We start from the raw sequence: 22638 nt of genomic DNA on the forward strand, positions 1-22638 counted from the left end.
GAAAGGCAACATCTTGCCGGTTCTCGGGGTTTGGCGGCACAATGAGGTTTTATGAACCGATATCGGCAATTTCTTGCCGGAGGGAGAGACTGATGCAGGGGATCGTGGAACCGGGCGAGGCCATCCGACGGGCACGCCGGGAGGCGGGTCTCACCCAGAAAGACCTCGCGGACCTCTCGGGCGTCTCCGAGAGGACGGTGCGCGCCATCGAGACGGGACGGGGCAACCCCACGGTGGCCGCCCTCGTCGCCACCGCCGGGGTGCTCGGTCTGCGGGTGAGCGTGGCATGACGGCGGATGTGCAGCGCCTGCGCTCGGTCGCCGCGGCGGACGTCTACAAGGCCGGGCGGCTGGCGGCACGACTGGAACGGGGTGACGCTGCGAGCACCGTGTTCACCTACGACGAGCAGTACCGGCAGCTGGGAGGCCCTCCGGTGGCGACGACGCTGCCCGTCCAGGAGGCGCCCGTCGCTACGGCCTCGGGCGGGGTGCCCGCGTTCTTCGCGGGTCTGCTGCCGGAGGGTCACCGTCTGACCGTCCTGCGCAACGCGATCAAGACGAGTCCGGATGATGAGCTCTCCCTGCTCATGGCCGTGGGGGCTGATGCCCCGGGGGACGTCCAGGTGGTTCCCGCAGGAACCCCTCCGGCCGAGCCCGACCCGCTGGTCGACACGGCTCACCTGCAGGACGTCGACTTCTCACAACTCGCCACCGCTCTGGACCTCCACGCCCTGCCGGGGGTCCAGGAGAAGGCCAGCGCGTCGATGCTCACCGCCCCCGTGGCCGCGGCGGAGAAGCGCTACATCCTCAAACTGGATCCCCCGGACCACCCCCATCTCGTCGCCAACGAGGCACTGCACCTCGCCGCCGCGAGGCACCTCAGGATCCCGGTGGCCCCGGCGCAGACCGTGGTGGACCGTCATGGCGTTGCCGGGCTGATGGTGGAGCGGTTCGACCGGACATTCCGCGACGGCAGCTGGTCCCGCATTGCCGCGGAGGACGCGTGCCAGGTCATGGGGCTGGCTCCGGCGGCGAAGTACACCATCACCTCGGAGGAGGTGGTGCGCGCGCTCGCGGGCACGACGGCGGCTCCCCTGGTGGCCACCAGAAACCTCTACCTGCAGTTCGTGTTCTCCTGGCTGACCGGCAACGGCGATCTCCACGCGAAGAACGTCTCCGTGCTCGCGGGCACCGGCGGACGGTTCGAGGTGGCCCCCGTCTACGACGTGCCCTGCACGCTCCTCTACGAGGACAGGACCCAGGCGCTGCCGGTGGACGGGCGGGTCAAGAACCTTCGGGCGAGTCACTGGGCAGCCTTCGCCCGTGCCATCGGGCTGCCGGAGCGCGCGGCGGACTCGGCGAACGCGCTGGCGCTGAAAGCCGCGAGCACCATTGACCTCGAGGCGCTGCCGTTCCACGGGTCCCCGCTGCGATTCGCGGAACGGGAGCTGCGCCAGCGGCGGGCCGAGCTGGCCGGCTGAGCCCCGCGGCGTCGTCGGGCGGAAAGGCAAGGCACGCAAGGGCAACCAGAGGGGTGGCACGAAACCGCCGGGGTGAAGCGGTTCGCACGCAGAAGGGCGAGCGAGGGGGGGCCGGGCGGGAAGCGGCCGGGAATCGCGCGGGCTGTGATCTGGCTCTACCCTGGAGACGGCCCCGCACACCACAGCGCGCCGCCGTCCGCCGGTGCTCCGGAGGGCACCGCCTCGTGAGGACGCGAGCGCGGCCGGCGCAGTCAGGAGACCCTCCCATGAGCGAGATCATGACCGTCCGGCACCTGTTCGGCCCCGGCCCCACCAACCCGTACCCGGAGGCCACCGAGGCGCTCGCGCGCCCGCTGCTCGGCCACCTGGACCCGCAGTTTCTCGCGGTCATGGACAGCGCGTGCGACGGGCTGCGGACGGTGTGGGGCACCGAGAACCGCCGCACCCTGCCGCTGTCCGCCACGGGCTCCGCGGGCATGGAGGCGGCGTTCGTGAACTTCGTGAATCCGGGGGATCCCGTGGTGATCGCGGTCAACGGCCTGTTCGGGGAGCGCATGTGCGACGTCGCCGCCCGCTGCGGTGCCGAGGTGACCCGCGTGGACTTCCCGTTCGGTGAGCCCGTGGACCCCGAGAAGGTGGCCGCGGCGCACCCGTCCCCGAAGATCATCGCGGCGGTGCACGCGGAGACCTCCACGGGTGTCCGCTCGGACATCGCCGCCCTCGGCGCCCTCAAGGGGGATGCCCTGCTGCTCGTGGACGCCGTGACCTCCATCGGCGGGATCGAGCTCAAGGCGGACGAGTGGGGCATCGACATCGGCTACGCCGGCACCCAGAAGTGCCTGGGCGTGGCCCCCGGCCTGGCGCCGTTCACGGTCTCGGACCGGGCGTGGGAGCGCCGCGTGGAGAAGCCCCGCTCGTGGTACCTGGACCTCGGGATGCTGGGCGGCTACGTGGGGGAGGCCTCCGGAGCCACCCGCACCTACCACCACACCGCGCCGGTTGCGATGGTCGCCTCCCTGGAGGCCGGTCTGCGCCGCGTGCTGGCGGAGGGGCTCGACGCCGTCCGCGAGCGTCACGAGGCTGCAGGCCGTGCGCTGCAGGACGGGCTGCAGGAGATGGGTCTGGAACTCTTCGCCCGCGAGGGCCACCGCCTGCCGGAGCTGACCACGGTCAAGGTCCCGGAGGGCGTGGACTCCGCCGCGGTCCGCAAGGAACTGCTGGAGACCTACAACATCGAGATCGGCCCCGGCGTGAAGGAGTACGCGAGCACCGTGTGGCGCATCGGCCTCATGGGCCCGAACGCGTCGATGGAGTCCGTGACCCTGATCCTCGGGGCGCTGAAGAACGTGCTGGGCCGCTGACGCGAGCTCACGCGAACGGCGGGCCCCACCTCTTCGGTGGGGCCCGCCGTCGTCGTGCGGTGTGAAGGGGCGCGGATCAGGCGGTGAGCTGGTCCGCGATGGCGCCCACGAACGCGTCCAGGTCACCGGGGTTGCGGGAGGTGATCAGCGTCCAGCCGTTGGCGGGGCACACCTTCACCTGCTCGTCCACCCAGCTGCCGCCGGCGTTGACGATGTCCGTCTTGACCGACTGGTAGGAGGTCAGGGTCTTGCCGTCCACCAGGCCGGTCTCCACGAGCAGCCACGGGCCGTGGCAGATGGAGGCCACCGGGCGGCCGGAGGAGGCGAAGGCCTTGGCGATCTTCTGGGCGTCCTCGTCCAGGCGCAGGGAGTCCGCGCTCAGGGTGCCGCCGGGCAGCAGCAGGAGGTCGTACGCGGCATCGTCCACGGAGGAGATGGTCGCGTCCACGGGGAAGGTCTCGCCCAGGTCCCAGTCGCCCACCAGCGACTTCACCTCGCCGGACTCGGGGGCGGCCACCGTGACCTCGGCACCGGCCGCGCGCAGCTTGTCCGCGGGCACCTTCAGCTCGTCCTGCTCCACGCCCTGGTTGTTCACGAGGAGGAGGATCTTCTTTCCGGACAGGTCAGACATTGCTAAGGGTCCTTTCTATCGGGTGATGACTCCTACTCTGGCACTGCGCTCCCGAAGCCTGCAAGATCACGGTGGCAGGTTCCGCTGACAGCGGCACGCGCACGACGCCGCCCGGCGCTACCTGCTACGGACGGCGCGCGGGTGCGACGGCCCGCAGAACCTCGGAGGCCCTGCGGCGGGTGTGGACCCGGGCACCGACGTGCGGCGCGGCGCGGTACCGAAGGACGCGAATGCACCTACGATCGAAGAGCGAGAGACGGCTCCTGCCGGCAACGAGCCAGCGGGCCCACGGCGGCGCCACGGCCCGCTGTGTCGAACGCCGGTTCCGCGCCGATCCGAGGAGCCGGTACACCCATGTGGGACTTCATCACCCAGAGACGCGAGGAGATCCTCTTCGCGTCCTGGCAGCACTTCAGCCTGGTGGTCCAGTGCCTCGTGCTGGCCACGGTGCTGGCGGTGGTCATCGCCGCGCTGGTCTACCGCAGCTCCACGGCCTCGGGGATCGCCAACGGGGTCTCCGCCGTGGGGCTCACCATCCCGTCCTTCGCGCTCATCGGGCTGCTCATCGCACCGTTCGGCTTCGGTGTCACCCCGGCGGTGATCGTGGTGACCTTCTTCGCCACCCTGCCCATCCTGCGCAACGCCGTGGTGGGGCTCAGCGGAATCCCCGGGGCCGTGCGCGAATCCGCGCGCGGGATCGGGATGAGCCGGCTGCGCACCCTGCTCACCGTGGAGATCCCCATGGCCTGGCCGGTGATCATGGCGGGCATCCGGGTCTCCGCACAGATGGTCATGGGCATCGCCGCCGTGGCCGCCTACACCCTCGGCCCGGGACTGGGCGGATTCATCTTCTCGGGCCTGTCCCGGCTGGGAGGTGCCAATGCCTTCGAGTCGGTCGTCGTGGGCGTGGTGGGTGTGATCGTCCTGGCCGTCATCCTCGACCTGGTGCTCGTGCTCATCGGTCGACTCACCACTCCGCGAGGTATCCGTGTCTGAACAGTCAGCAGCAGCAACCGGCGAGCAGTCCGTGAGCGGTGCCGCCATCCTCCTGCAGCAGGTCACCAAGCGGTACCCGGGCCAGAAGAAGCCTGCGGTGGGCGGCCTCACCCTGGAGATCCCGGCCGGCAGCGTGGTCATGTTCGTGGGCCCCTCCGGGTGCGGCAAGACCACCACGCTGAAGATGATCAACAGGCTCATCGAACCCTCGAGCGGCAGCATCGTGATCAACGGGGACGACGTCACGGGCATGGACGGTGACAAGCTGCGCCGCAACATCGGCTACGTCATCCAGGCCGGTGGGCTGTTCCCGCACATGACGGTGGGGGCGAACATCGCCCTGGTCCCCAAGATGCTGAAGTGGGACAGGAAGCGCATCGCGCGCCGCGTGGACGAGCTGCTCGAACTGGTCTCCCTGGACCCGGACACCTACCGGGACCGCTACCCCAAGGAGCTCTCCGGCGGCCAGCAGCAGCGTGTGGGAGTGGCCCGGGCGCTCGCGGCGGACCCGCCCGTGCTGCTCATGGACGAGCCCTTCGGTGCCGTGGATCCCATCACCCGTCAGCGGCTGCAGAACGAGCTGCTCAACATCCAGGCCGAGCTGCAGAAGACCATCGTGTGCGTGACCCACGACTTCGACGAGGCCGTGAAGCTCGGGGACTGGATCGCCGTGTTCGACGAGGGGGCGCGGCTCGTGCAGTACGACTCCCCGGAGCGCATCCTGGCCAATCCCGCGGACGACTTCGTGGAGAGCTTCATCGGCTCCGGCGCGGGCCTCAAGCAGCTCACCCTGAGCAGGGTGGGGGAGGTGCAGCTCGCGGACGCGCACGTGGCAGCGGCGGACACCGCACCCGCTGACGTGCTGGCGGCCATGGTGGCCGCGGGTGAGGAGAACGTGGTGCTCACGGACTCCTCCGGGCGGCCCGTGCAGTGGTTGTCCCGCCGGCAGGTCGAACGGCTGCGGTCCTTCCCCGCGGCGGCGGATCCCAACCTCCCCCTGGTGACGGCGCAGTCCACCCTCCACGACGCCCTGGATGCGATGCTCATGGGCAGCACGGGCAGTGCGCTCGTGGTGGACCGCAGGGGACGCCTGGTGGGTCTGGTCTCCATCGCCACCATCATGGACGCCATCTCCGCGTCCCAGTCCGCGGCCCGGGAGGACTCCGAGAGCCCCGAGGGGGCGAACACGGCGCAGTTCACCGCCTCGACCACCGAACCCGCGGCGTCCGGGTCCCACGCCGCGGCACCGGGCGAAGCACCCTCCGAGGACGTCACAGCTCTCGCCGGGGAGGGTCAGGCGAGCACCGGGAGCGGCGACGCGGACCCCGCGGTCGACGCCGCGCCGTCCCCCGGCCTCGGAGACCCGGCGCACGGAGACCCGGCGCACGGAGACCCGGCGCGCGGAGGCCCCGCAGGGCCCGAGCAGGGTGCCGGTCCCGAGGGGCGGGGCGGGCGGGCATGAGCGCCACGACCCAGGCCACCGAGGCCACCCAGGCCCCCGACGCCACCCAGGCAGCGGCCGAGACCCTCACGAGCGGAAGCATGCGCTCGCTGTGGATCCAGCTGGTCGTGGTGCTCCTGGCGATCGCGGGTCTGTGGTCCTACCTTGCTTTCGGGGATCTGAGCGAGACCGAGCGGACCACCCTGGCACCGACGAACCTGTGGAACTACACCGTGGAGCACCTGCAGCTCACGGTCGTGGCGGCGGCCATCGTGCTGGTGATCGCCATCCCGCTGGGGATCCTGCTGACCCGGCGCCCGTTCCGGCGGCTCTCCGGGCCGGTCATGGTGGTCGCGAACATCGGGCAGGCCGCGCCCGCGATCGGTCTGATCGTGCTGCTGGCCTTCATCGTGGGCTTCGGCTTCACCGCGGCCGTCATCGCCCTGGTGGCCTACGCCGTGCTCCCGGTGCTGCGCAACACCATGGTGGGGCTGCAGCAGGTGGACCAGCGGCTCGTGGAGGCCGGGCGGGGCATGGGCATGAGCGCAGCCGCGGTGCTGTTCCGCGTGGAGCTTCCCCTGGCTGTTCCCGTCATGCTCGCCGGGATCCGCACGGCCCTCGTGCTGCTGGTCGGCACGGCCACACTGGCCACGTTCATCAACGGCGGCGGGCTGGGCATCCTCATCACCACCGGCGTGAACCTCAACCTGACCAAGGTCCTCGTGGTGGGATCGCTGCTGGTCGCGCTGCTGGCCATCGTCGTCGACTGGCTCGGCCGTGTGGTCGAGCACGTGGCCCGACCGAAGGGACTGTGACCATGACGCAGGCATCGGAAGTCCACGGCCGCGGGTGGCCGGGCGACGCGGCGTCGTCGGACCCGGCTGCTCCCGCCCCGGACGGCGGCGACGCCGCGCACCGGGACATCGCGGCCACCGGGTCCCCCGCGTCCCCCGGTGGGCGGCACCGCTCGCGCCGCCGGGGGCGACGTGCCGCCTCGGGTGTGGCCGCCGTGGCCGGGGTTCTCCTGCTGGCGGGCTGCGGACTGCAGCCGGCCTCGTCCTACGTGCCCGCGGCCGGGCCGGGCACCATCCAGCCGATCGAGGGGCTGCCGGAGGACGCGCACCTCACGGTGGCGGGCAAGAACTTCACGGAGCAGCTCATCCTGGGCAAGATGGCCGTGCTCGCCGCGCAGGCCGCCGGGTTCGAGGTCACGGACCTCACCAACATCCCGGGCAGCCAGCCCACCCGTGAGGTCATGCTCTCCGGGGAGGCGGACATGACCTACGAGTACACGGGCACCGCGTGGATCACCTACCTCAACCACGAGAAGGGGATCGCGGACCAGCAGAAGCAGTACGAGGCGGTGCGGGACGCGGACCTGGAGAACGGTCTCACGTGGGCGGAACCGGCCCCGCTGAACAACACCTACCGGTTCGCGGTGCGCAGCGAGGCCGTGGCGGAGCTGGGTGACATCAAGACGTTCTCGGACGTGGCCGAGCTGCCTGTGAGCGAGCGGACGTTCTGCGTGGAGGCGGAGTTCAACTCACGCCCGGACGGGCTGAACCCCATGCTGGAGGCGTACGGGCTGGACCGCGGCGCGGCGGACGGGGTGCCGGACGAGAACATCGGGGTCTACGACACCGGCGCCGTCTACACCGCCACGGACGCCGGGGACTGCAACTTCGGCGAGGCGTTCACCACGGACGGGCGCATCGACACCCTGGACCTCACGCTGCTGGAGGACGACCGCGGGTTCTTCCCCGCCTACAACGCCGCGCCGGTGTTCAGCACCGAGACCCTGGAGCAGTACCCGGAGCTGGAGGACGTGTTCGCGCAGCTCTCCCCGCTGCTCACGGACGAGACCATGCGCGAGCTCAACGCCCGCGTGGACCAGGGCGGCGAGGAGCCGGGGGACGTGGCCTACGACTGGATGGTGGAGCAGGGGCTCATCACCCCGGCGTCCTGATCCTGCCGGGGTGCGCGTCGCCGACGGCGTGCCGCTCCGCCCGGCGCCACGCGGGCCCGCCCGCCGGACTGCCGTGCCGCAGGAGCGAGCTGCCCGTCCCCCGTTCCTGCGTGGGGCGGGCCGCATCCCGGGCGATCAGCCCGCCTGCTCCTGGATGATCGCGATCTTCTGCCACACCTTCCGCGCCATGTCCGAGGTCAGCGTCTCGATGCCCTCCACCGCATCCAGCACGTCCCCGTCCGTGGTGTCCTCCGCGAACAGCGCCGCGGTCTTGCCCACCAGGGAGAGCATTTCGGTGCAGTAGTCCAGGTACTGCGTCATCTCGGCGCGGGACATCCGCAGCTCTCCGCCGCGCTCATCCGTGGTCGCCGACGCCGCCGCGCCGGGCCCGTCCGCAGCCACCGGCGGAACGTCGTCACCGCTCGGACCCGCGCCGCGGCCGTGCGCGTCACCCGCCGCCGTCTCCGACGACGCCGCTCCGCCAGCCCGCGCGGAACCGGCACCTGGGCCGCGGGGGTGCGCGGGCGACGTCGTGCCCCCGGCCTCCGGACGGGCGGTCGGCAGGCGCTCGGGGACCTTGACGAGCTGGTGCATGTCGATCACGTGCGCGAGCGAGCGCAGCCGGTGCAGCACCCGCAGCACCCGGGCGCGCTCCATGCGCTGGGGCACCGCCAGCAGGAAGAAGATGGCGATGCCCGCGAAGACGAGGTCGTTGACCACGGTCTCCAGCAGGGGCAGCCAGTCCACGGGGCCCAGGGCGTCGGGGTTGGACCAGATGCTCGCGGCGGCCAGGGCTATGGCCGTGCCGAAGACCAGCAGCACCACCAATACGCCCAGCCGGGAGAGCAGCCGGGCCGAGCGGATCCGGCGCCGGCTGATGCCGCCTCCCTCGACCACCTCGTCCACCAGGGCGATCAGCTCACCGCCCACCTCCCACAGGCTGCGGCGGGGGAAGCGGGCGTAGATCCGGCGCTGCAGGGTGGCCGCGGAACCGCGGACGGCGGCGCTGTCGAGGCGCTGGTAGCGGCTGCCGGCGGGAGGGCCGTCGTCGTGGTCGTCGGGGCGCGCGGGAAGCGGGCGAGGGGAACGCATCCCAGCAGGTTACGCGAGCGGGGACGGCGCGCCGGCGTGCTCTGGGCCACGCGCGAGCACGGGAGCGAGGACCCCCTGCAGCTGGGCCTCCAGGAGGTCGGGGGAGGCGATCGGCAGGCCGAGTGCGGCGGTGACCTGGGTGCCCAGCAGGAAGGTCAGCAGGGTGTCTCCCCACTGAACGAGGTCCACGTCCTCCGAGAGCTCCCCGGCGTCCCGTGCCTCGGTCAGCCACCCGGTGACGGACCCGCGCCACTGCGCCATGAACCGCCGGTTGTGCTCCGCCCGCACGGGGTCGTGGGTGGCCTCCTGCCAGAAGGTCATGACCACGCGGGCTTCGTCCAGCCGGTCCGCGTCCAGGGGCATGACCTCGCGGCAGAACATCTCCAGGGCGGCCAGGCCGGAGCGTCCCACCACCGCACGGGTCACGCGCTCGTTGGTGCGCTCGAACACGTGGGTGTAGGTGGCCTCGATGAGATCCGCCTTGGATGCGAAGTACGGCTTGAGGGCGCCGTTCGCGTACCCGGCCTCCGCGGCCACCTGGCGCATGGTCATCCCCGAGGAGCCGTCCCGGGCGAGCACGCGCCACACGGCGCGCACGATCTCCTGCTGGCGGGCGGTGTGGTCCACCACTCGGGGCATCTGCGAACCTCCTGGGGGTCGGGGGCGTCTGGGTCGCGGGGCGGGGCCTCCGGGGCCGTGGAGACGGTGTCCGGGCGGCGTCGTCGGTGGCCAGGGGGTTGTCACGCGGCGGGGGTCGCCCTAATCTCTACAAGCGTAGAACAAAAAGTGATCCGGGCCACATTCCGCGGGTCACGGCCCGCCGCGGTGCCGGCACCACGAGAGGATCCACCATGTCGCACGAGACCACCAGCCCGTACGCCCTCCAGAGTCCCGAGGAGATCCGGGTGGTGCGCCAGGTCCTGGAGGACGCCGGGCACTTCCCCGAGACGGCGCGCATGGCGTACCTGGGCCTCGTCGAACCCGCACGGGGCACGCCCGTGGACGCGCCGGCGGACCGCAGGTTCCGCGTGTTCCTGCTCGGCGTCGCCGGGGGACCCGCCAAGGACGTCGTCGTCTCCGCGACGGCGCGCCGCGTGGAGAGCGTGACCGAGCTGGACACCTCCGAGACCGGGGAGCTGCCGGTGCTCGAGGAGGAGTTCGAGATGGTGGAGCAGATCCTCTCCACGGACGAGCGCTGGCTGGCTGCGCTGGAGAAGCGCAACCTGCCCGTGGAGAAGGTGCGCGTGGCGCCGCTGTCCGCCGGGGTGTTCGAGTACCCGGAGGAGAAGGGGCGGCGCATGCTGCGTGGTCTGGCGTTCCTGCAGGAGCACGAGGAGGACTCGGCGTGGGCGCACCCGATCGACGGGCTCGTGGCCTACGTGGACGTGACCAACCAGGCGGTGGACCAGGTGCTGGACCTGGAGGTGGTCCCGGTGCCGCAGGAGCACGGCAACTACACGGATCCCGAGCTCACCGGGCCCACGCGCACCACACAGAAGCCGATCGAGATCACCCAGCCGGAGGGGCCCTCCTTCACCGTGACCGGCGGCAACCACGTGGAGTGGGAGAAGTGGAGCCTGGACGTGGGCTTCGACATGCGCGAGGGGCTCGTGCTGCACAACATCGCGTTCGAGGACCAGGGCGAGAAGCGTCGCATCCTGGACCGCGCGGCCATCGCGGAGATGATGGTGCCCTACGGGGACCCCTCCCCGGTGCGGTCCTGGCAGAACTACTTCGACACCGGCGAGTACCTGGTGGGGCAGTGGGCCAACTCCCTGGAGCTCGGCTGCGACTGCCTGGGTGAGATCACCTACCTGTCCCCGGTGGTCGTCACCGGACGCGGCGAGCCGCGGGAGATCACCAACGGCATCTGCATGCACGAGGAGGACTGGTCCATCCTCTCCAAGCACACGGACCTGTGGAGCGGGGTGGCCTACACCCGCCGCAACCGCCGCCTGGTGATCTCCTTCTTCACCACCGTGGGCAACTACGACTACGGCTTCTACTGGTACCTCTACCTGGACGGCACCATCGAGTTCGAGGCCAAGGCCACCGGCGTGGTCTTCACCTCCGCCCTGCCCAACGGCTCCTCGGACTTCGCCTCGGAGATCGCCCCGGGGCTGGGCGCGCCGTTCCACCAGCACCTGTTCTCGGCCCGCCTGGACTTCGCGCTCGACGGCGGTCCGTGCCGCGTGGAGGAGGAGGACGCGGTGCGCGTGCCCGTCTCCGACGACAACTCCCGCGGCAACGCGTTCACCCGCAGGCGCACCGTGCTGGAGACGGAGAAGGCCGCCATGCGGGACGCGGACATGTCCCGGGCGCGCACGTGGGTGGTCTCCAGCACCGAGCACACCAACCGGTTGGGCCACCCCGTGGGCTACAAGCTGCACCCGGAGGGGCTGCCCACCATGCTCGCCTCCGAGGACTCGTCGATCCACCGCCGGGCCACGTTCGCCACCAAGGCCCTGTGGGTCACCCCGTACGAGGAGTCCGAGAGGTACCCCACCGGCGACTTCCCCAACCAGCACGCGGGTCACGGTGGCCTGCCCGAGTGGACCACCAAGGACCGATCCGTGGACGGCACGGACATCGTGGTGTGGCACACCTTCGGGCTGACGCACTTCCCGCGCGTGGAGGACTGGCCGATCATGCCCGTGGACACCGTGGGATTCAAGCTGCGCCCCGAGGGCTTCTTCGACCGCTCCCCGGTGCTGGACGTTCCGGCCCCGAAGAAGGGGCACTGCTGCGAGGGCGAGCAGGAGCAGGCATCCTGCTGCGAGTCGTAGCTCCACGCCCGCCGGCGCACGTCGGCAGTGCATGAGCGAGGCGCCCACCCTCCACGGGGTGGGCGCCTCGTCCGCGTCCGGACGACGACGACGCCGTGCCGACCTGTGTGGGGCGGGGCACGGCGTCGTCGTGGGAACAACGCGAATTGGGTGACCGGGGCAGCCTGAGTGGTCAAAAGTGCTTCACTTGTATCTCTGGACAGATACAATTGCAGGTATGAAGCTCCTTGAGGTGGTGTCGCAGGTGTCGCAGCTGGCGGCACGACAATGGGGGTTGCTCACCACCGCGCAGGCAGCGAGCGAGGGCATCAGTCGGCTGCACCTGGGACGTCTTGCAGCCGCCGGTGTCATCGAGCGGCTCGACAGAGGCATCTACGGCATCCCGGCGGCGGTGGATGAAAGGACTCCGATGCGAGTCGCGTGGCTGTCGCTCGATCCCGGGCGATTCGCCGAAGAACGGCTGACCAATCTCATTGCCTCCGGGGTGCTGTCGCACACCTCGGCGGCGGCACTGCACGGGATGGGGGATCTCCTGGATGACGAGCCGGAACTCTCGGTTCCCGGCAGGAAGCAGAGCAGGCGGGGTATCCGACTGCATCGCGCAGCGCTCGCCGCCGATGACGTGACCCTTGTCAGTGGTCTGCCGGTGACCACACCAGCTCGAACCGTCGCAGACCTCCTGCGCGACGGGCACGACCCCTCCCATGTTGCCGACATCGTCGGCGAGGCGGTGAGGAGGGATCTCGCCACGCCTCACGAGCTAGAGGTGGCGCTGGAGCCGCTGGCGCGGAGGAACGGTCAGACGAGCGGGGCCGCACTGCTCGGATACCTGCTCGACGGAGCAGGTCTGAACTTCGAGAGGACGCTGCTCTCGAGCGCTGCACCTGCAATGAGCGATATCAATAGGTATTCGTTGCCCCCGGGCGCTGACTCGACCGGCATCTCGCAATGAACGAAATGACGGAGGGGTTTCCCTATCGGGATGGCAATGCACTCTGGGCTGCAGTAAGAGCCCATGCCAAGACGGAGTCCATGACCTCTGGGGCTCCGGTTGAGGCCGTCATCAGACGGTTCGTCGTCGATCGTTTTCTCGCCCGGGTGTTCATTTCGCGCTCTGCGAGGTGGGTGCTCAAAGGAGGCAATGCCGTGCTCGTTCGGGTGCATGATGCGCGCACGACCAAGGACGTCGACCTCCTGGCGGAATTGGCTGACCCTGAGGATGCCGTAGCGGCGCTGCGGGCGGCAGTCGCCATTGATCTGGGTGACCATTTCCGATTCGCCGTGACCGGGGTCCGCGCAGCGTCCGGGGGTGTGCTGCAACCGGGCATCGCCGGCTGCAAGGTGTCGCTCGACGCCTACTGCGGTGTGACGCGGCGCCACAGTTTCAGCGTGGATGTGGTGACAGGTTCCCTGATGACTGCCTCGCCAGAGGTCTGTACCCGTCCAGGTCTCATTCCCGCCGTGCCGCCAGCCCGTGTCAGTCTTTACCCCGTGGTCGACCACATTGCCGACAAGGTTTGCGCTACGCAGAGCATGTACGGCTCCGCCGGAGACCAGTCTTCGACCCGAGTGCGAGATCTGGTCGACCTGGTAGTGCTCGCACGGACCCAGCACGTCAACGGCATTGAACTCTCACAAGCCATTGCGGCCGAATGGGAACACCGGGGCCTCTCCGGAGCACCGTTCTTCGCACCACCGAAATCGTGGGACCGCCTGTATCCGCCCGTAGCGAGGCGTGTTCCAGCGTGCGGTGATTTCCTCACGTTCGATGCCGCCGTTGAGCTCACCACCGCGTTCCTCGATCCGGTGCTTGATGGCTCTGCCGAGGGCAGTTTGTGGTCCCCGGAGAGTCTTGCCTGGGAAAGGGAGTGAGTCTCGCCGGCGGAACCGGAGGAGCAGACGCGCTCGGTGTGGGAGCCGCCCCGCCACCGGGTCGATTTCGGGGGACGCGTAGGTCCATGTGAAGGACTGCAAGACCTCGATGTCCACCGTGAAAAAGCCGGTGGGAAGGGCCGGCGGTTGGTTGCCATGGCCGCAGCGGAAGGGCGCCGCGTGGTCGGGCAAGCGTGTCATGTCGGCATGGCAGAGCCCGGGCATCGACAGGAAAAAGCGGAAGCGCATGGTGAGACGAACTGGCAGTGACACCTGTGCCGCTGATCCTGAGGACCGTCACTTGGCGTTCGAATTGAACCTCGCCAGGAGGATGAAGATCACCGCGAGGACCATGGTGGTCAGCGGGAAGAACAGGCCGGATGTGGTTCCCGCCGAGAGCTTGAGAGCGATGGCCACAACGCTGACCAGAATGGCGAGCGTCCCTCCGACGTAGACGAACTTCTTGACCCCGTACTGCATCGAGCCGGTCTTTTCCTCGGCCATGTTTGCCCCCTCTGGCGCCCCGGTGGGGCGGTTCCCTTTCGCTCATCTTTACTGAGGGGGACGGGTGCTGCAAGCGACGGTTCAGGGGGCATCGGCAGGTTCCCAGGGAGAACTGCTCTGCGCCCCTTGGCGGGCGGAAGATGCGGGCGCACACTGAACCAACTGAATGACGCCTGATGCTGAGCGGGCTGGGGGTGCCTTGTGCGGCACCACGTGCTCATCGCGCGGCAGCGGGACGAAGAACCGAGGTTCCCATGAGGAAGATCGCCACCCTCGTACTGGTCGTGCTGCTTTCTGCCGGAACTACTGCGTGCAGTCGCGACGAAGATGGCCTGCCGGAATACGCCTCTCTGAACGACGCCTATGGTGCCGTGGACGCCGTGGTGAACTGCGACACGAATCCCCCGGCGCCCACGGAGAAGGTCCTGCACCCGCCCGGACCGACCGGGGAATCCAGGATGTGCACGGACACGCTGGAAGTCCTGTGGTTCGACTCCAAGACGGACCGCGACAAGGTCTTCGACCTCCTGGCAAGCGCGGCCGGTCTGGCAGGATCAGTAAGTTTTGTGAAGGGCCGCAACTGGCTGGTCAGTGACTACTCGGACCTCGACACGGGGGTCACAAAGCAACGGTCCGTGGACATGGAGGCCGTCGCCCGGTCGCTGCACGGACAGTTCGTGCGCGAAGGCTGAGCCGCCGGTTCCACCGGGCTCGAGGTCGGCCCGCTCCTGCAGGACGCCGTGCCCCGCCCCATGAAGGCGAGGCACGGCGTCGTCGTCAGGCCTGGCCGCGGCTCAGGAGTCGTCCCGTGGGCGTCTCGTAGTCCACCTCGCGCCCGCCCACGAAGGTCGCGCGGACCTTCCCGGACAGCACCTTGCCCTGGTACGGGGTGATCGGGTTCTTGTGGTTCAGGCGCTGGGCATCCACCACGTAGCTCTCGTCCGCCGCGAAGACGGCCATGTCCGCGTCGTAGCCCAGGGACAGCTTGCCCTTGCCGCGCAGTCCCACGCGCTCGGCAGGGCGAGTGGACATCCACCGCACCACGCGCTCGAGCCCGACCCCGCGGCGTCGTGCCTCCGTCCAGATCAGGGACAGGCCCAGCTGCAGCGACGAGACGCCGCCCCACGCGACCCCGAAGTCCCCGTTGCCGAGGTCCTTGAGGTCGAGCGTGGAGGGGGAGTGGTCCGACACGATGTAGTCGATGGTGCCGTCGATCAGCCCCGCCCACAGCTTCTCCCGGTTGGAGACCTCGCGCACGGGCGGGCAGCACTTGAACGCGGTGGCGCCGTCCGGGATCTCCTCGGAGAGCAGCGTGAGGTAGTGCGGGCAGGTCTCCACGGTGATGTCCAGGCCGTCGTTCTTGGCGGAGCGGATCATGGGGATCGCGTCCGAGGAGGACAGGTGCAGGATGTGCGAGCGCGCCCCGGTCCAGCGGGTGCGCTCGATGACCTCCGCGATCGCAATGTTCTCCGCACCGCGCGGGCGGGACTTCAGGAAGTTCTCGTACACGTTGCCGTGGGGCTGCGGGGCCTTGTCGATGGTGCGGGAGTCCTCCGCGTGCACGATCAGCAACGAGTCGAACGTCTTGATCTCGGCGAGCGCCTCCTCCATCTCGTCCGCCTCCAGGTGCGGGAACTCGTCCACACCGGAGTGCAGCAGGAAGCACTTGAACCCGAACACGCCGTCGTCGTGCAGGGGGCGCAGGTCCTCCTTGTTACCGGGGATCGCACCGCCCCAGAAGCCGATGTCCACGAACGCGTTCTGCTGCGCGAACAGCCGCTTGTACTCGAGGGCGGCCGTGTTCACGGTGGCGGGCACGGAGTTCAGGGGCATGTCCACGATGGTGGTCACACCGCCGGCGGCCGCCGCCCGGGTGGCGGTGGCGAAGCCCTCCCACTCGGTGCGCCCGGGCTCGTTCACGTGCACGTGGGTGTCCACGAGGCCGGGCAGCAGCGTCTCGTCCTCGGCCAGCTCCACGACCCGCGCGCCCTGCAGCCCGGCGCCGAGCGGCTCGCTCGCGGCGATCTTTCCGTTCCGCACGCCCACCTCCCGGGGCACGAAGTGGTCCCCGCACATCACCCGGTGGCCGCGGACCACGAGGTCGAACTCGCCGTTCCGCCGTCCGGTGCTTCGCTCTTCTGCAGACTCGTCCGTGCCCGTGAGACGGTGCTCGGCCTGGTACTCGCGGATCAGCGCGCGCACGTGCTCCGCACCGTTGACCTCGGCGGCCAACGCGATCTGCGCGGCGCGCTCACCACCCCGTTCGGCGCGGTTCTCGGGGGTCTCCGCGAGGTTCGAATTCTGCTCCGCGACCTCCTCGGGGGACTCGTCACGCTCGGGGGACGACGCCGCCCGCTCCACCTTTGTGCGCACGTCCACCGTGGCCTGCTCGTCGTCCCGGGCGGGGTCCGTGGCGGCCGCGTCCTCAGACGGCCGAGACGCGCTGTCCGGGGCCACAGCGTCGTCGTGCGAGGTCTTGCGGGAACCGCGCTGGGGTGAGGCGTTCATGTCGGTGGTCCTTTCGGTGGGGCGTGCCGTGGTGGGTGCGGCGGGCGGTGGTGGCCTTGCGGGTGCTACTGCGAGCGTAGGCGGTGACCCACCTCACGCAGCAGACGTGGGGCGTCGCGCATGGAGGTGGCCGGGTCCGGGGCGAGGGCTCGCAGCTCGTGGACGGCGGCGAAGCCCGCGCCGGTCAGTGTCTTCGGGGACAGCGTGGTGCGACCGCACACGGCGATCACCGGCACACCGTGGCGGCGGCCCACGCGCAGCACGCCCAGCGGGGTCTTGCCGCCCAGGCTCTGCTCGTCCAGGCTGCCCTCGCCCGTGACGAGCAGGTCTGCGCCCGCCACGGCGGTGTCCAGGTCCACGAGGTCCAGGACCACGTCCACGCCGGGTCTGCGTTCAGCCCCGAGCACGGCGAGCGCCGCGTACCCCACGCCACCGGCAGCCCCGGCCCCCGGGGCGCTCGCGGCGGCGCGGGCGGGCTCGCCGAGCGCGTCCGCGAGCCGGTCGCGGAAGGTGCCCAGGGCGGCGTCGAGCTCCGTGACGTCCCGCGGTGAGGCGCCCTTCTGGGGGCCGAAGACGGCGGCGGCTCCGCGCGGACCGGTCAGGGGGTTGTCCACGTCCGCGGCCAGCACGAACTGCGCATGCCGCACGCGGGGGTGCAGGCGGGAGGCGTCCACGGTGTGAAGATGCGCGAGCGCCGCGCCGCCCCGGGGCAGGGGCTCGCCGTGCTCGTCCAGCAGCTGCAGGCCCAGGGCGGTGAGCATTCCGGCGCCGCCGTCCGTGGTGGCGCTGCCGCCCACGCCCAGGACCACGCGCGTGCACCCGGCGTCCAGGGCGGCGGCGATCAGCTCGCCCGTGCCGTGGCTCGTGGCGGTGCGCGCCTGCAGGAGGGGCTCGCCGTCACGATGGGGCAGGGCGGCCAGGCCCGAGGCGAGCGCCATCTCGACCACCGCCTCGTCCCCGCGCCGGGCCCACGCCGCGGCCACGGGATCGCCCGCGGGGCCCGTGACGGTGAGCTCGTGGCGCGCGAAACCGGCCTCCAGGGCGGCGTCGAGTGTGCCCTCGCCGCCGTCGGCCACGGGCAGCTCCACCACGTCCACCTCCGGGGAGGCGTCCCGGATCCCGGCCGCGAGGTGGGCGGCGGCCTCGCGGGCTGTCACGGAGCCCTTGAACTTGTCGGGTGCCACCACGATGCGCACGGCGCCTCCTTGCTGACGGGTCTCGGTCACGGCCGGCGCGCGCCGGTGGAGCGCGCCCCGCGGGGCCATTCCAGCACGACGACGCCGCAGGGTCCCGTTCCGCGCACCGCCCGTGGGGAGCGTGCGGGTACGGCCCTGCGCGGGCGGCCGGACGTGGACGGTGCGGCCGGGCAGGCGGCCGGTGACACCGCGTTCATGCCCGCTCCGAGCGCGGCAACCAGGAGAACGGGTCCTCGCGGGACGGCACGTATTCGAGGGCGACGTCCCCGGTGTAGCCGAGCTCGCGGGAGCGGGTCGCCCAGTCGAGCACTGGCAGCTCACCCGTGCCCGGTTCGTGGCGACCGGGGGCGTCCGCGATCTGGATGTGCCCGAACTCCGCGGCGTGGGCCTCGATGACGGCGGGCACGTCGTCGCCGTTGACGGCCAGGTGGTAGAAGTCCGCGAGCAGCCGCACGTTCTCCCGGTTCACGGCGTCGACCACCGCGAGCGCGTCCGCCGCGGTTCTGAGGGGATAGGTGGGGACGCCGGAGACCGGTTCGAGCAGCACCGTCCCGTCCAGCGGGGCGAGGACGTCCGCGGCGTGGCGGAGGTTCGCGAGCGCCGTCGTCCGCTGCTCCTCCCCGGCGAGACCGTCCAGGCGGTTGCCATTCAGCGCATTGAAGTGGCGGCACCCCGTGGTACGGGCGATCTCCGCGACCACGTCCACGTTCGCGCGGAACTCCGCCGCGCGGGAGGGATGGGAGAGCACGCCGCGCCCGCCGGCGGGCATGTCACCGGCATAGAAGTTGAGACCGGTGAGCTGGATGCCCGCATTCAGCAGGGAGGCCACGAAGGCGTCCACCTCCTCTTGAGGTGGCGTGGGGGAGTCGAACGGCCACCAGAACTCCGCGCGGGTGAATCCCTGCCGGGCCACTGCGGCGGCGCGGTCGAGCAGGGGGAGGTCCGCGAAGACGATCGAGGCGTTGACGGTGTAGCTCACGGACTCATCCTGCCAGCACCCCGAGCGAGCCCAGCAGCTCGACGACGCGCCGCCTGATCTCGTCGCGGATGGGACGCACGGCGTCAACGCCCTGCCCCGCGGGGTCCTGCAGCGCCCAGTCCTCGTAGCGCTTGCCGGGGTAGTAGGGGCACGCGTCCCCGCACCCCATGGCGATGACCACGTCCGAGGCCTCCACGGCATCCCTGGTGAGCACCTTGGGCCTTTCGGCACTGAGGTCGATCCCCTCCTCGAGCATGGTCTCGTGGACCGCCGGGTTGATGGAGGCGGCGGGTGCGGAACCGGCCGAGCGGACCTCCACGGCACCGCGCGAGAGGTGCCGCACGTAGGCGGCCGCCATCTGTGAACGTCCCGCGTTGTGGACGCAGACGAACAGCACGCTGGGATCCTGGGGGCTCATGCGCGGATCTCCTGGTGGGGGTAGTGCTTGCGGAGGGCCAGGCTCACGTAGACGAGCCCGACGAGGACCGGAACCTCGATGAGCGGCCCCACGACGCCTGCCAGTGCCTGCCCGCTGGTCACACCGAACGTGGCAATGGCCACCGCGATGGCCAGCTCGAAGTTGTTCCCGGCGGCGGTGAAGGCGAGGGTGGTGGTCCGTTCGTAGGAGAAGCCCAGCGCCCGCCCCAGCAGGAAGCCGCCACCCCACATCAGCAGGAAGTAGGCGAGCAGGGGAAGGGCGATCCGCACCACGTCGAGCGGCTGGGAGGTGATCTGCTCACCCTGCAGGGCGAACAGGATCACGATGGTGAACAGCAGGCCGTACAGGGCCCACGGGCCGACCCTGGGCAGGAACGACGACTCGTAGGCCTCCCGTCCCCACTTCTTCTCGCCGATGCGCCGTGAGAGGTATCCGGCCACGAGCGGGACGCCCAGGAACACGAGCACGGACGCCGCGATCCGCCAGGGGGAGACATCCAGTGACGCCTGCTCCAGCCCGAGCCACCCCGGCAGCACCTCCAGGTAGAACCACCCGAGGAAGCCGAACGCGACGATCTGGAAGATCGAGTTGAGGGCCACGAGCACGGCGGCCGCCTCACGGTCACCGCACGCGAGGTCGTTCCAGATGATGACCATGGCGATGCAGCGCGCCAGGCCCACGATGATGAGACCCGTCCGGTACTCGGGGAGGTCGGGCAGGAAGATCCAGGCGAGGGCGAACATCAGCGCGGGACCGACCACCCAGTTGAGCAGGAGGGACGCCCCGAGCATGCGCTTGTCCCCGGTCACGGTGTCCAGGCGGTCGTAGCGCACCTTGGCGAGCACCGGGTACATCATCACGAGCAGGCCGATCGCGATCGGCAGCGAGACCCCCTGGATCTCGACGGCGCCCAGTGCCTCCCCCAGTCCCGGCACCAGACGGCCCAGCGCGAGACCGGCAATCATGGCCGCAATGATCCACACGGGCAGGAAACGGTCGAGGGTGGAGAGGCGGGCGGCCGGTGGTGTGTCAGTTCTCAAGGTCGTCTCCAGTGGTGCGGCACGAGCGGATGGCGTCGTCGGAGGCCCCGCCTCAGCGGCCCGACTGCGCGCCGGAGGGCGGGGCCGTGGGGGCAAGCGCCGCGTGGCTGAGCACCCCGAGGGGGCCTTGCTTAGACAGAAGCCAATACAATCCAGCTTGCCGTCTGCATAGACAGTTGTCAAAATAGGCTCATGATTTCGGCTGAGCTGCACATCGATCACGCGCCCGACGGCCTCGAACGCTCGGCCGCCGTGTTCAAAGCCCTGGCGGATCCGGTGCGCCTGCGCCTGTACCTCTCGATCCGAAAGGCTCTGCCCGGAAGCATCTGTGTGTGCGATCTCCCGGACTTCGATCTGTCCCAGGCGACCATCTCGCACCACCTGCGCAAGCTTCGGGAGGCCGGGCTCGTCAGCTCGCGCCGGCAGGGCACGTGGGTGCACTACACCGCGCAGGAGGGTGTGTTCGAGTTGGCCGTCGACTCGGTGGTGTGAGACCGCGCCCCGCACGCGCACGTTGTGGGGCAGCTCGCACGCGCACGGGCAGGCGCGAACCGGTACCGAACCCCTTTCCGCCGAAATGACCTGGCCGGGGGTGCAGGTCTAGAGTCACGTCCCATGACTACCAATGTTGCTGCCTATCAGGCCGTCGCCTCCGGTGCCCCGCTCGAGAAGGGCACCATCGAGCGCCGGGACCTGCGTCCGGACGACATCCGCATCGAGATCGAGTTCGCCGGCATCTGCCACTCGGACATCCACACCGTGCGCGAGGAGTGGGGGCCCATCGACTTCCCGCTCGTTCCCGGGCACGAGATCATCGGCCGTGTCACGGAGATCGGCTCCGAGGTCACCACGTTCACCGTGGGAGAGCGCGCGGGTGTGGGCTGTCTCGTCGACTCGTGCCGCGAGTGCGAGTGGTGCCTCAAGGGCGAGGAGAACAACTGTCCGAAGGCCGTGGGCACCTACCGCGGCAAGGACCGTTTCACGGGGGAGCAGACCGACGGTGGGTACTCCACCGAGGTGATCGTGTCCGAGGCCTTTGCCCTGCACATCCCCGAGAACTTGGATCCGGCAGCCACCACGCCGCTGCTGTGCGCGGGCATCACCACGTACTCCCCGCTGCGCACGTGGGGTGTCACCGAGGGCTCCAAGGTGGCCGTGGTGGGCATGGGTGGTCTTGGCCACGTGGCCGTGAAGCTCGCCGCCGCCATGGGTGCTGAGGTGACGGTGATCAGCCAGACCCGCTCCAAGGAGGAGGACGGCCGCCGCTTCGGTGCCACCGACTGGATCGCACGGGCCGAGGACCCCGACGCGCTGCAGAACTACAAGGGTGCGTTCGACGTCATCATCAACACCGTCTCGGCGCACATCGACGTGCAGGAGTTCATGGCCACCCTGCGCCCGCACGGTGCCATGGTGCTGCTGGGTCTGCCCACCGAACCCCTGCAGATCAGCGCGGGCTCGCTCATCAGCGGTCGCAAGTCCCTCACGGGCTCCAACATCGGCGGCATCCGCGAGACCCAGGAGATGCTGGATTTCTGCGGTGAGCACGGGGTCACGGCGGAGATCGAACTGATCAACGCGGAGGACGTCAACGACGCCTACGACCGCGTGGTGGACTCGGACGTCCGCTACCGCTTCGTGATCGACGCGAAGACGATCTGAGGCAGGGCCCAGGCATGCCGACGACGGCGCCCCGGACCTTCACGGTCCGGGGCGCCGTCGCGCGTCGTGCGTTTCACCGCGCTCCACTAGCCTGAGCCCATGCCCCGCACAATCCACGACCTCTCCTGGCCCCGCCACACCGAACGGCTCACCGTGGGTCGCCTGGCCCCGGAGGATGCCGACGCTCTGTGGGAGTTGAAAAGAGCCCCGGAGCTGAACCGCTGGACCACCCGGATCTATGCCTCGCGCGAGGAGTTCCGGGCGGACTGGGACGCCCTGGCCGCCACCCACCTGATGGCCCACTGGGCCGGGCGGCTCGCGGCCTATCTCATGGTCAAGCAGCAGGACGCGTGGTCCCAGACGGACGTCACCGAACAGGCCCGGGGGCAGCAGGTGGAACTCGGCTGGGTGGTGGCGCCCTGGGCCCAGGGCCGCGGCGTGGCCACGGAGCTCGTGCGTGAAGGCCTGGCCATCGCGTTCGACATGGGCGTCCACCGGGTGGAGGCCGGCTGCTTCGCGGAGAACACCGGGTCCTGGAAGGTCATGGAGAAGGTGGGAATGCGGCGTGAGATCCACAGCGTGAAGGAGTCCCTGCACCGGGACGGCCAGTGGCACGACGGCTACGGCTACGCGATGCTCGCGGAGGAGTTCCGCGACCAGTGACCACGGAAGGAGCCGCCGGGCA

General features: G+C 70.2%; 23 protein-coding genes. 14 read left to right on the forward strand and 9 right to left on the reverse strand.

Annotation, left to right across the window (positions count from 1 at the left end; translation table 11 throughout):
* The first annotated feature begins 92 nt into the window (after positions 1-92).
* From AABM36_RS04135 to AABM36_RS04145, 3 genes are all read left to right on the forward strand, one after another.
* The gene (locus AABM36_RS04135; RefSeq protein ID WP_019310632.1) at positions 93-290 is read left to right on the forward strand and encodes a helix-turn-helix transcriptional regulator; all 198 of its coding nucleotides are present in this window, start codon (positions 93-95) and stop codon (positions 288-290) included.
* Entirely contained in the window at positions 287-1480 is a 1194-nt protein-coding gene (locus AABM36_RS04140) for a type II toxin-antitoxin system HipA family toxin (protein WP_406925403.1), read from the forward strand. Before AABM36_RS04135 ends, AABM36_RS04140 begins: the two co-directional genes overlap by 4 nt.
* A 266-nt stretch (positions 1481-1746) precedes the next feature.
* Positions 1747-2841, forward strand: coding sequence for a pyridoxal-phosphate-dependent aminotransferase family protein (locus AABM36_RS04145; protein WP_423447473.1), 1095 nt, complete (start codon positions 1747-1749; stop codon positions 2839-2841).
* A 76-nt stretch (positions 2842-2917) separates the two neighbouring features.
* On the opposite strand, the gene AABM36_RS04150 is transcribed toward AABM36_RS04145, so the two are convergent.
* The gene (locus AABM36_RS04150) at positions 2918-3472 is read right to left on the reverse strand and encodes a type 1 glutamine amidotransferase domain-containing protein (protein WP_406925401.1); all 555 of its coding nucleotides are present in this window, start codon (positions 3470-3472) and stop codon (positions 2918-2920) included.
* A 354-nt stretch (positions 3473-3826) separates the two neighbouring features.
* On the opposite strand from AABM36_RS04150, the gene AABM36_RS04155 reads away from it, so the two are divergent.
* The 4 genes from AABM36_RS04155 (at position 3827) to AABM36_RS04170 (ending at position 7875) form a co-directional block, all read left to right on the forward strand.
* Entirely contained in the window at positions 3827-4468 is a 642-nt protein-coding gene (locus AABM36_RS04155) for an ABC transporter permease (protein WP_406925400.1), read from the forward strand.
* On the forward strand, positions 4461-5930 hold the full coding sequence (locus AABM36_RS04160; protein WP_423447476.1) for an ATP-binding cassette domain-containing protein: 1470 nt from the start codon (positions 4461-4463) through the stop codon (positions 5928-5930). The genes AABM36_RS04155 and AABM36_RS04160 overlap by 8 nt, the downstream gene beginning before the upstream one ends.
* An 80-nt stretch (positions 5931-6010) precedes the next feature.
* On the forward strand, positions 6011-6724 hold the full coding sequence (locus tag AABM36_RS04165) for an ABC transporter permease (protein ID WP_406925408.1): 714 nt from the start codon (positions 6011-6013) through the stop codon (positions 6722-6724).
* Entirely contained in the window at positions 6721-7875 is a 1155-nt protein-coding gene (locus AABM36_RS04170) for a glycine betaine ABC transporter substrate-binding protein (RefSeq protein WP_423447478.1), read from the forward strand. Before AABM36_RS04165 ends, AABM36_RS04170 begins: the two co-directional genes overlap by 4 nt.
* Before the next feature lie 135 nt (positions 7876-8010).
* Here AABM36_RS04170 and AABM36_RS04175 read toward each other — a convergent pair whose 3' ends face one another.
* The gene (locus tag AABM36_RS04175) at positions 8011-8967 is read right to left on the reverse strand and encodes a hypothetical protein (RefSeq protein WP_406925397.1); all 957 of its coding nucleotides are present in this window, start codon (positions 8965-8967) and stop codon (positions 8011-8013) included.
* 9 nt (positions 8968-8976) lie between these two features.
* Positions 8977-9606 (reverse strand): TetR/AcrR family transcriptional regulator, encoded by a 630-nt coding sequence (locus tag AABM36_RS04180; protein WP_423447480.1) that lies wholly within the window; start codon positions 9604-9606, stop codon positions 8977-8979.
* A 212-nt stretch (positions 9607-9818) separates the two neighbouring features.
* On the opposite strand from AABM36_RS04180, the gene AABM36_RS04185 reads away from it, so the two are divergent.
* From AABM36_RS04185 to AABM36_RS04195, 3 genes are all read left to right on the forward strand, one after another.
* On the forward strand, positions 9819-11753 hold the full coding sequence (locus tag AABM36_RS04185) for a primary-amine oxidase (RefSeq protein ID WP_423447482.1): 1935 nt from the start codon (positions 9819-9821) through the stop codon (positions 11751-11753).
* 217 nt (positions 11754-11970) lie between these two features.
* Positions 11971-12705 (forward strand): type IV toxin-antitoxin system AbiEi family antitoxin domain-containing protein, encoded by a 735-nt coding sequence (locus AABM36_RS04190; protein ID WP_423447484.1) that lies wholly within the window; start codon positions 11971-11973, stop codon positions 12703-12705.
* Positions 12702-13625 carry a nucleotidyl transferase AbiEii/AbiGii toxin family protein gene (locus AABM36_RS04195; RefSeq protein ID WP_406925393.1) on the forward strand — a complete coding sequence of 308 codons (924 nt, stop codon included), beginning with the start codon at positions 12702-12704 and terminating at the stop codon, positions 13623-13625. Before AABM36_RS04190 ends, AABM36_RS04195 begins: the two co-directional genes overlap by 4 nt.
* Positions 13626-13922: 297 nt before the next feature.
* Here AABM36_RS04195 and AABM36_RS04200 read toward each other — a convergent pair whose 3' ends face one another.
* Entirely contained in the window at positions 13923-14129 is a 207-nt protein-coding gene (locus AABM36_RS04200) for a hypothetical protein (protein WP_406925392.1), read from the reverse strand.
* Positions 14130-14383: 254 nt separating this feature from the next.
* Between AABM36_RS04200 and AABM36_RS04205 the strand changes: the two genes are divergently transcribed.
* Positions 14384-14821, forward strand: coding sequence for a hypothetical protein (locus AABM36_RS04205; protein ID WP_406925391.1), 438 nt, complete (start codon positions 14384-14386; stop codon positions 14819-14821).
* 85 nt (positions 14822-14906) lie between these two features.
* Here the strand turns inward: AABM36_RS04205 and allB are convergent, their stop codons facing one another.
* The 5 genes from allB to arsB all read right to left on the reverse strand — a co-directional run bounded on the left by allB (position 14907) and on the right by arsB (position 20291).
* Positions 14907-16226, reverse strand: coding sequence for an allantoinase AllB (gene allB / locus AABM36_RS04210; protein ID WP_406925407.1), 1320 nt, complete (start codon positions 16224-16226; stop codon positions 14907-14909).
* Between the two features lie 476 nt (positions 16227-16702).
* Entirely contained in the window at positions 16703-17833 is a 1131-nt protein-coding gene (locus tag AABM36_RS04215; RefSeq protein ID WP_406925390.1) for a glycerate kinase, read from the reverse strand.
* A 193-nt stretch (positions 17834-18026) separates the two neighbouring features.
* Positions 18027-18812, reverse strand: a complete 786-nt coding sequence (locus AABM36_RS04220; RefSeq protein ID WP_406925389.1) for a hydroxypyruvate isomerase family protein — start codon at positions 18810-18812, stop codon at positions 18027-18029.
* A gap of 4 nt (positions 18813-18816) precedes the next feature.
* Positions 18817-19230 carry an arsenate reductase ArsC gene (locus AABM36_RS04225; RefSeq protein ID WP_406925388.1) on the reverse strand — a complete coding sequence of 138 codons (414 nt, stop codon included), beginning with the start codon at positions 19228-19230 and terminating at the stop codon, positions 18817-18819.
* Complete coding sequence (arsB, locus tag AABM36_RS04230) at positions 19227-20291, reverse strand: ACR3 family arsenite efflux transporter (RefSeq protein WP_406925387.1); 1065 nt, start codon at positions 20289-20291, stop codon at positions 19227-19229. Before arsB ends, AABM36_RS04225 begins: the two co-directional genes overlap by 4 nt.
* Positions 20292-20483: 192 nt before the next feature.
* Between arsB and AABM36_RS04235 the strand changes: the two genes are divergently transcribed.
* The 3 genes from AABM36_RS04235 to AABM36_RS04245 all read left to right on the forward strand — a co-directional run bounded on the left by AABM36_RS04235 (position 20484) and on the right by AABM36_RS04245 (position 22616).
* Positions 20484-20783: an ArsR/SmtB family transcription factor gene (locus AABM36_RS04235; RefSeq protein ID WP_406925386.1), complete on the forward strand. Its 300-nt coding sequence runs from the start codon at positions 20484-20486 to the stop codon at positions 20781-20783.
* Positions 20784-20906: 123 nt separating this feature from the next.
* Positions 20907-21953 carry an NAD(P)-dependent alcohol dehydrogenase gene (locus AABM36_RS04240; RefSeq protein WP_406925385.1) on the forward strand — a complete coding sequence of 349 codons (1047 nt, stop codon included), beginning with the start codon at positions 20907-20909 and terminating at the stop codon, positions 21951-21953.
* 99 nt (positions 21954-22052) lie between these two features.
* Positions 22053-22616 carry a GNAT family N-acetyltransferase gene (locus AABM36_RS04245; protein WP_406925384.1) on the forward strand — a complete coding sequence of 188 codons (564 nt, stop codon included), beginning with the start codon at positions 22053-22055 and terminating at the stop codon, positions 22614-22616.
* Positions 22617-22638: the final 22 nt, after the last annotated feature.

Origin of the sequence: Kocuria sp. KSNUG (genome assembly GCF_049532735.1) — a bacterium.
GTDB classification, from domain to species: Bacteria; Actinomycetota; Actinomycetes; order Actinomycetales; family Micrococcaceae; genus Kocuria; species Kocuria rhizophila.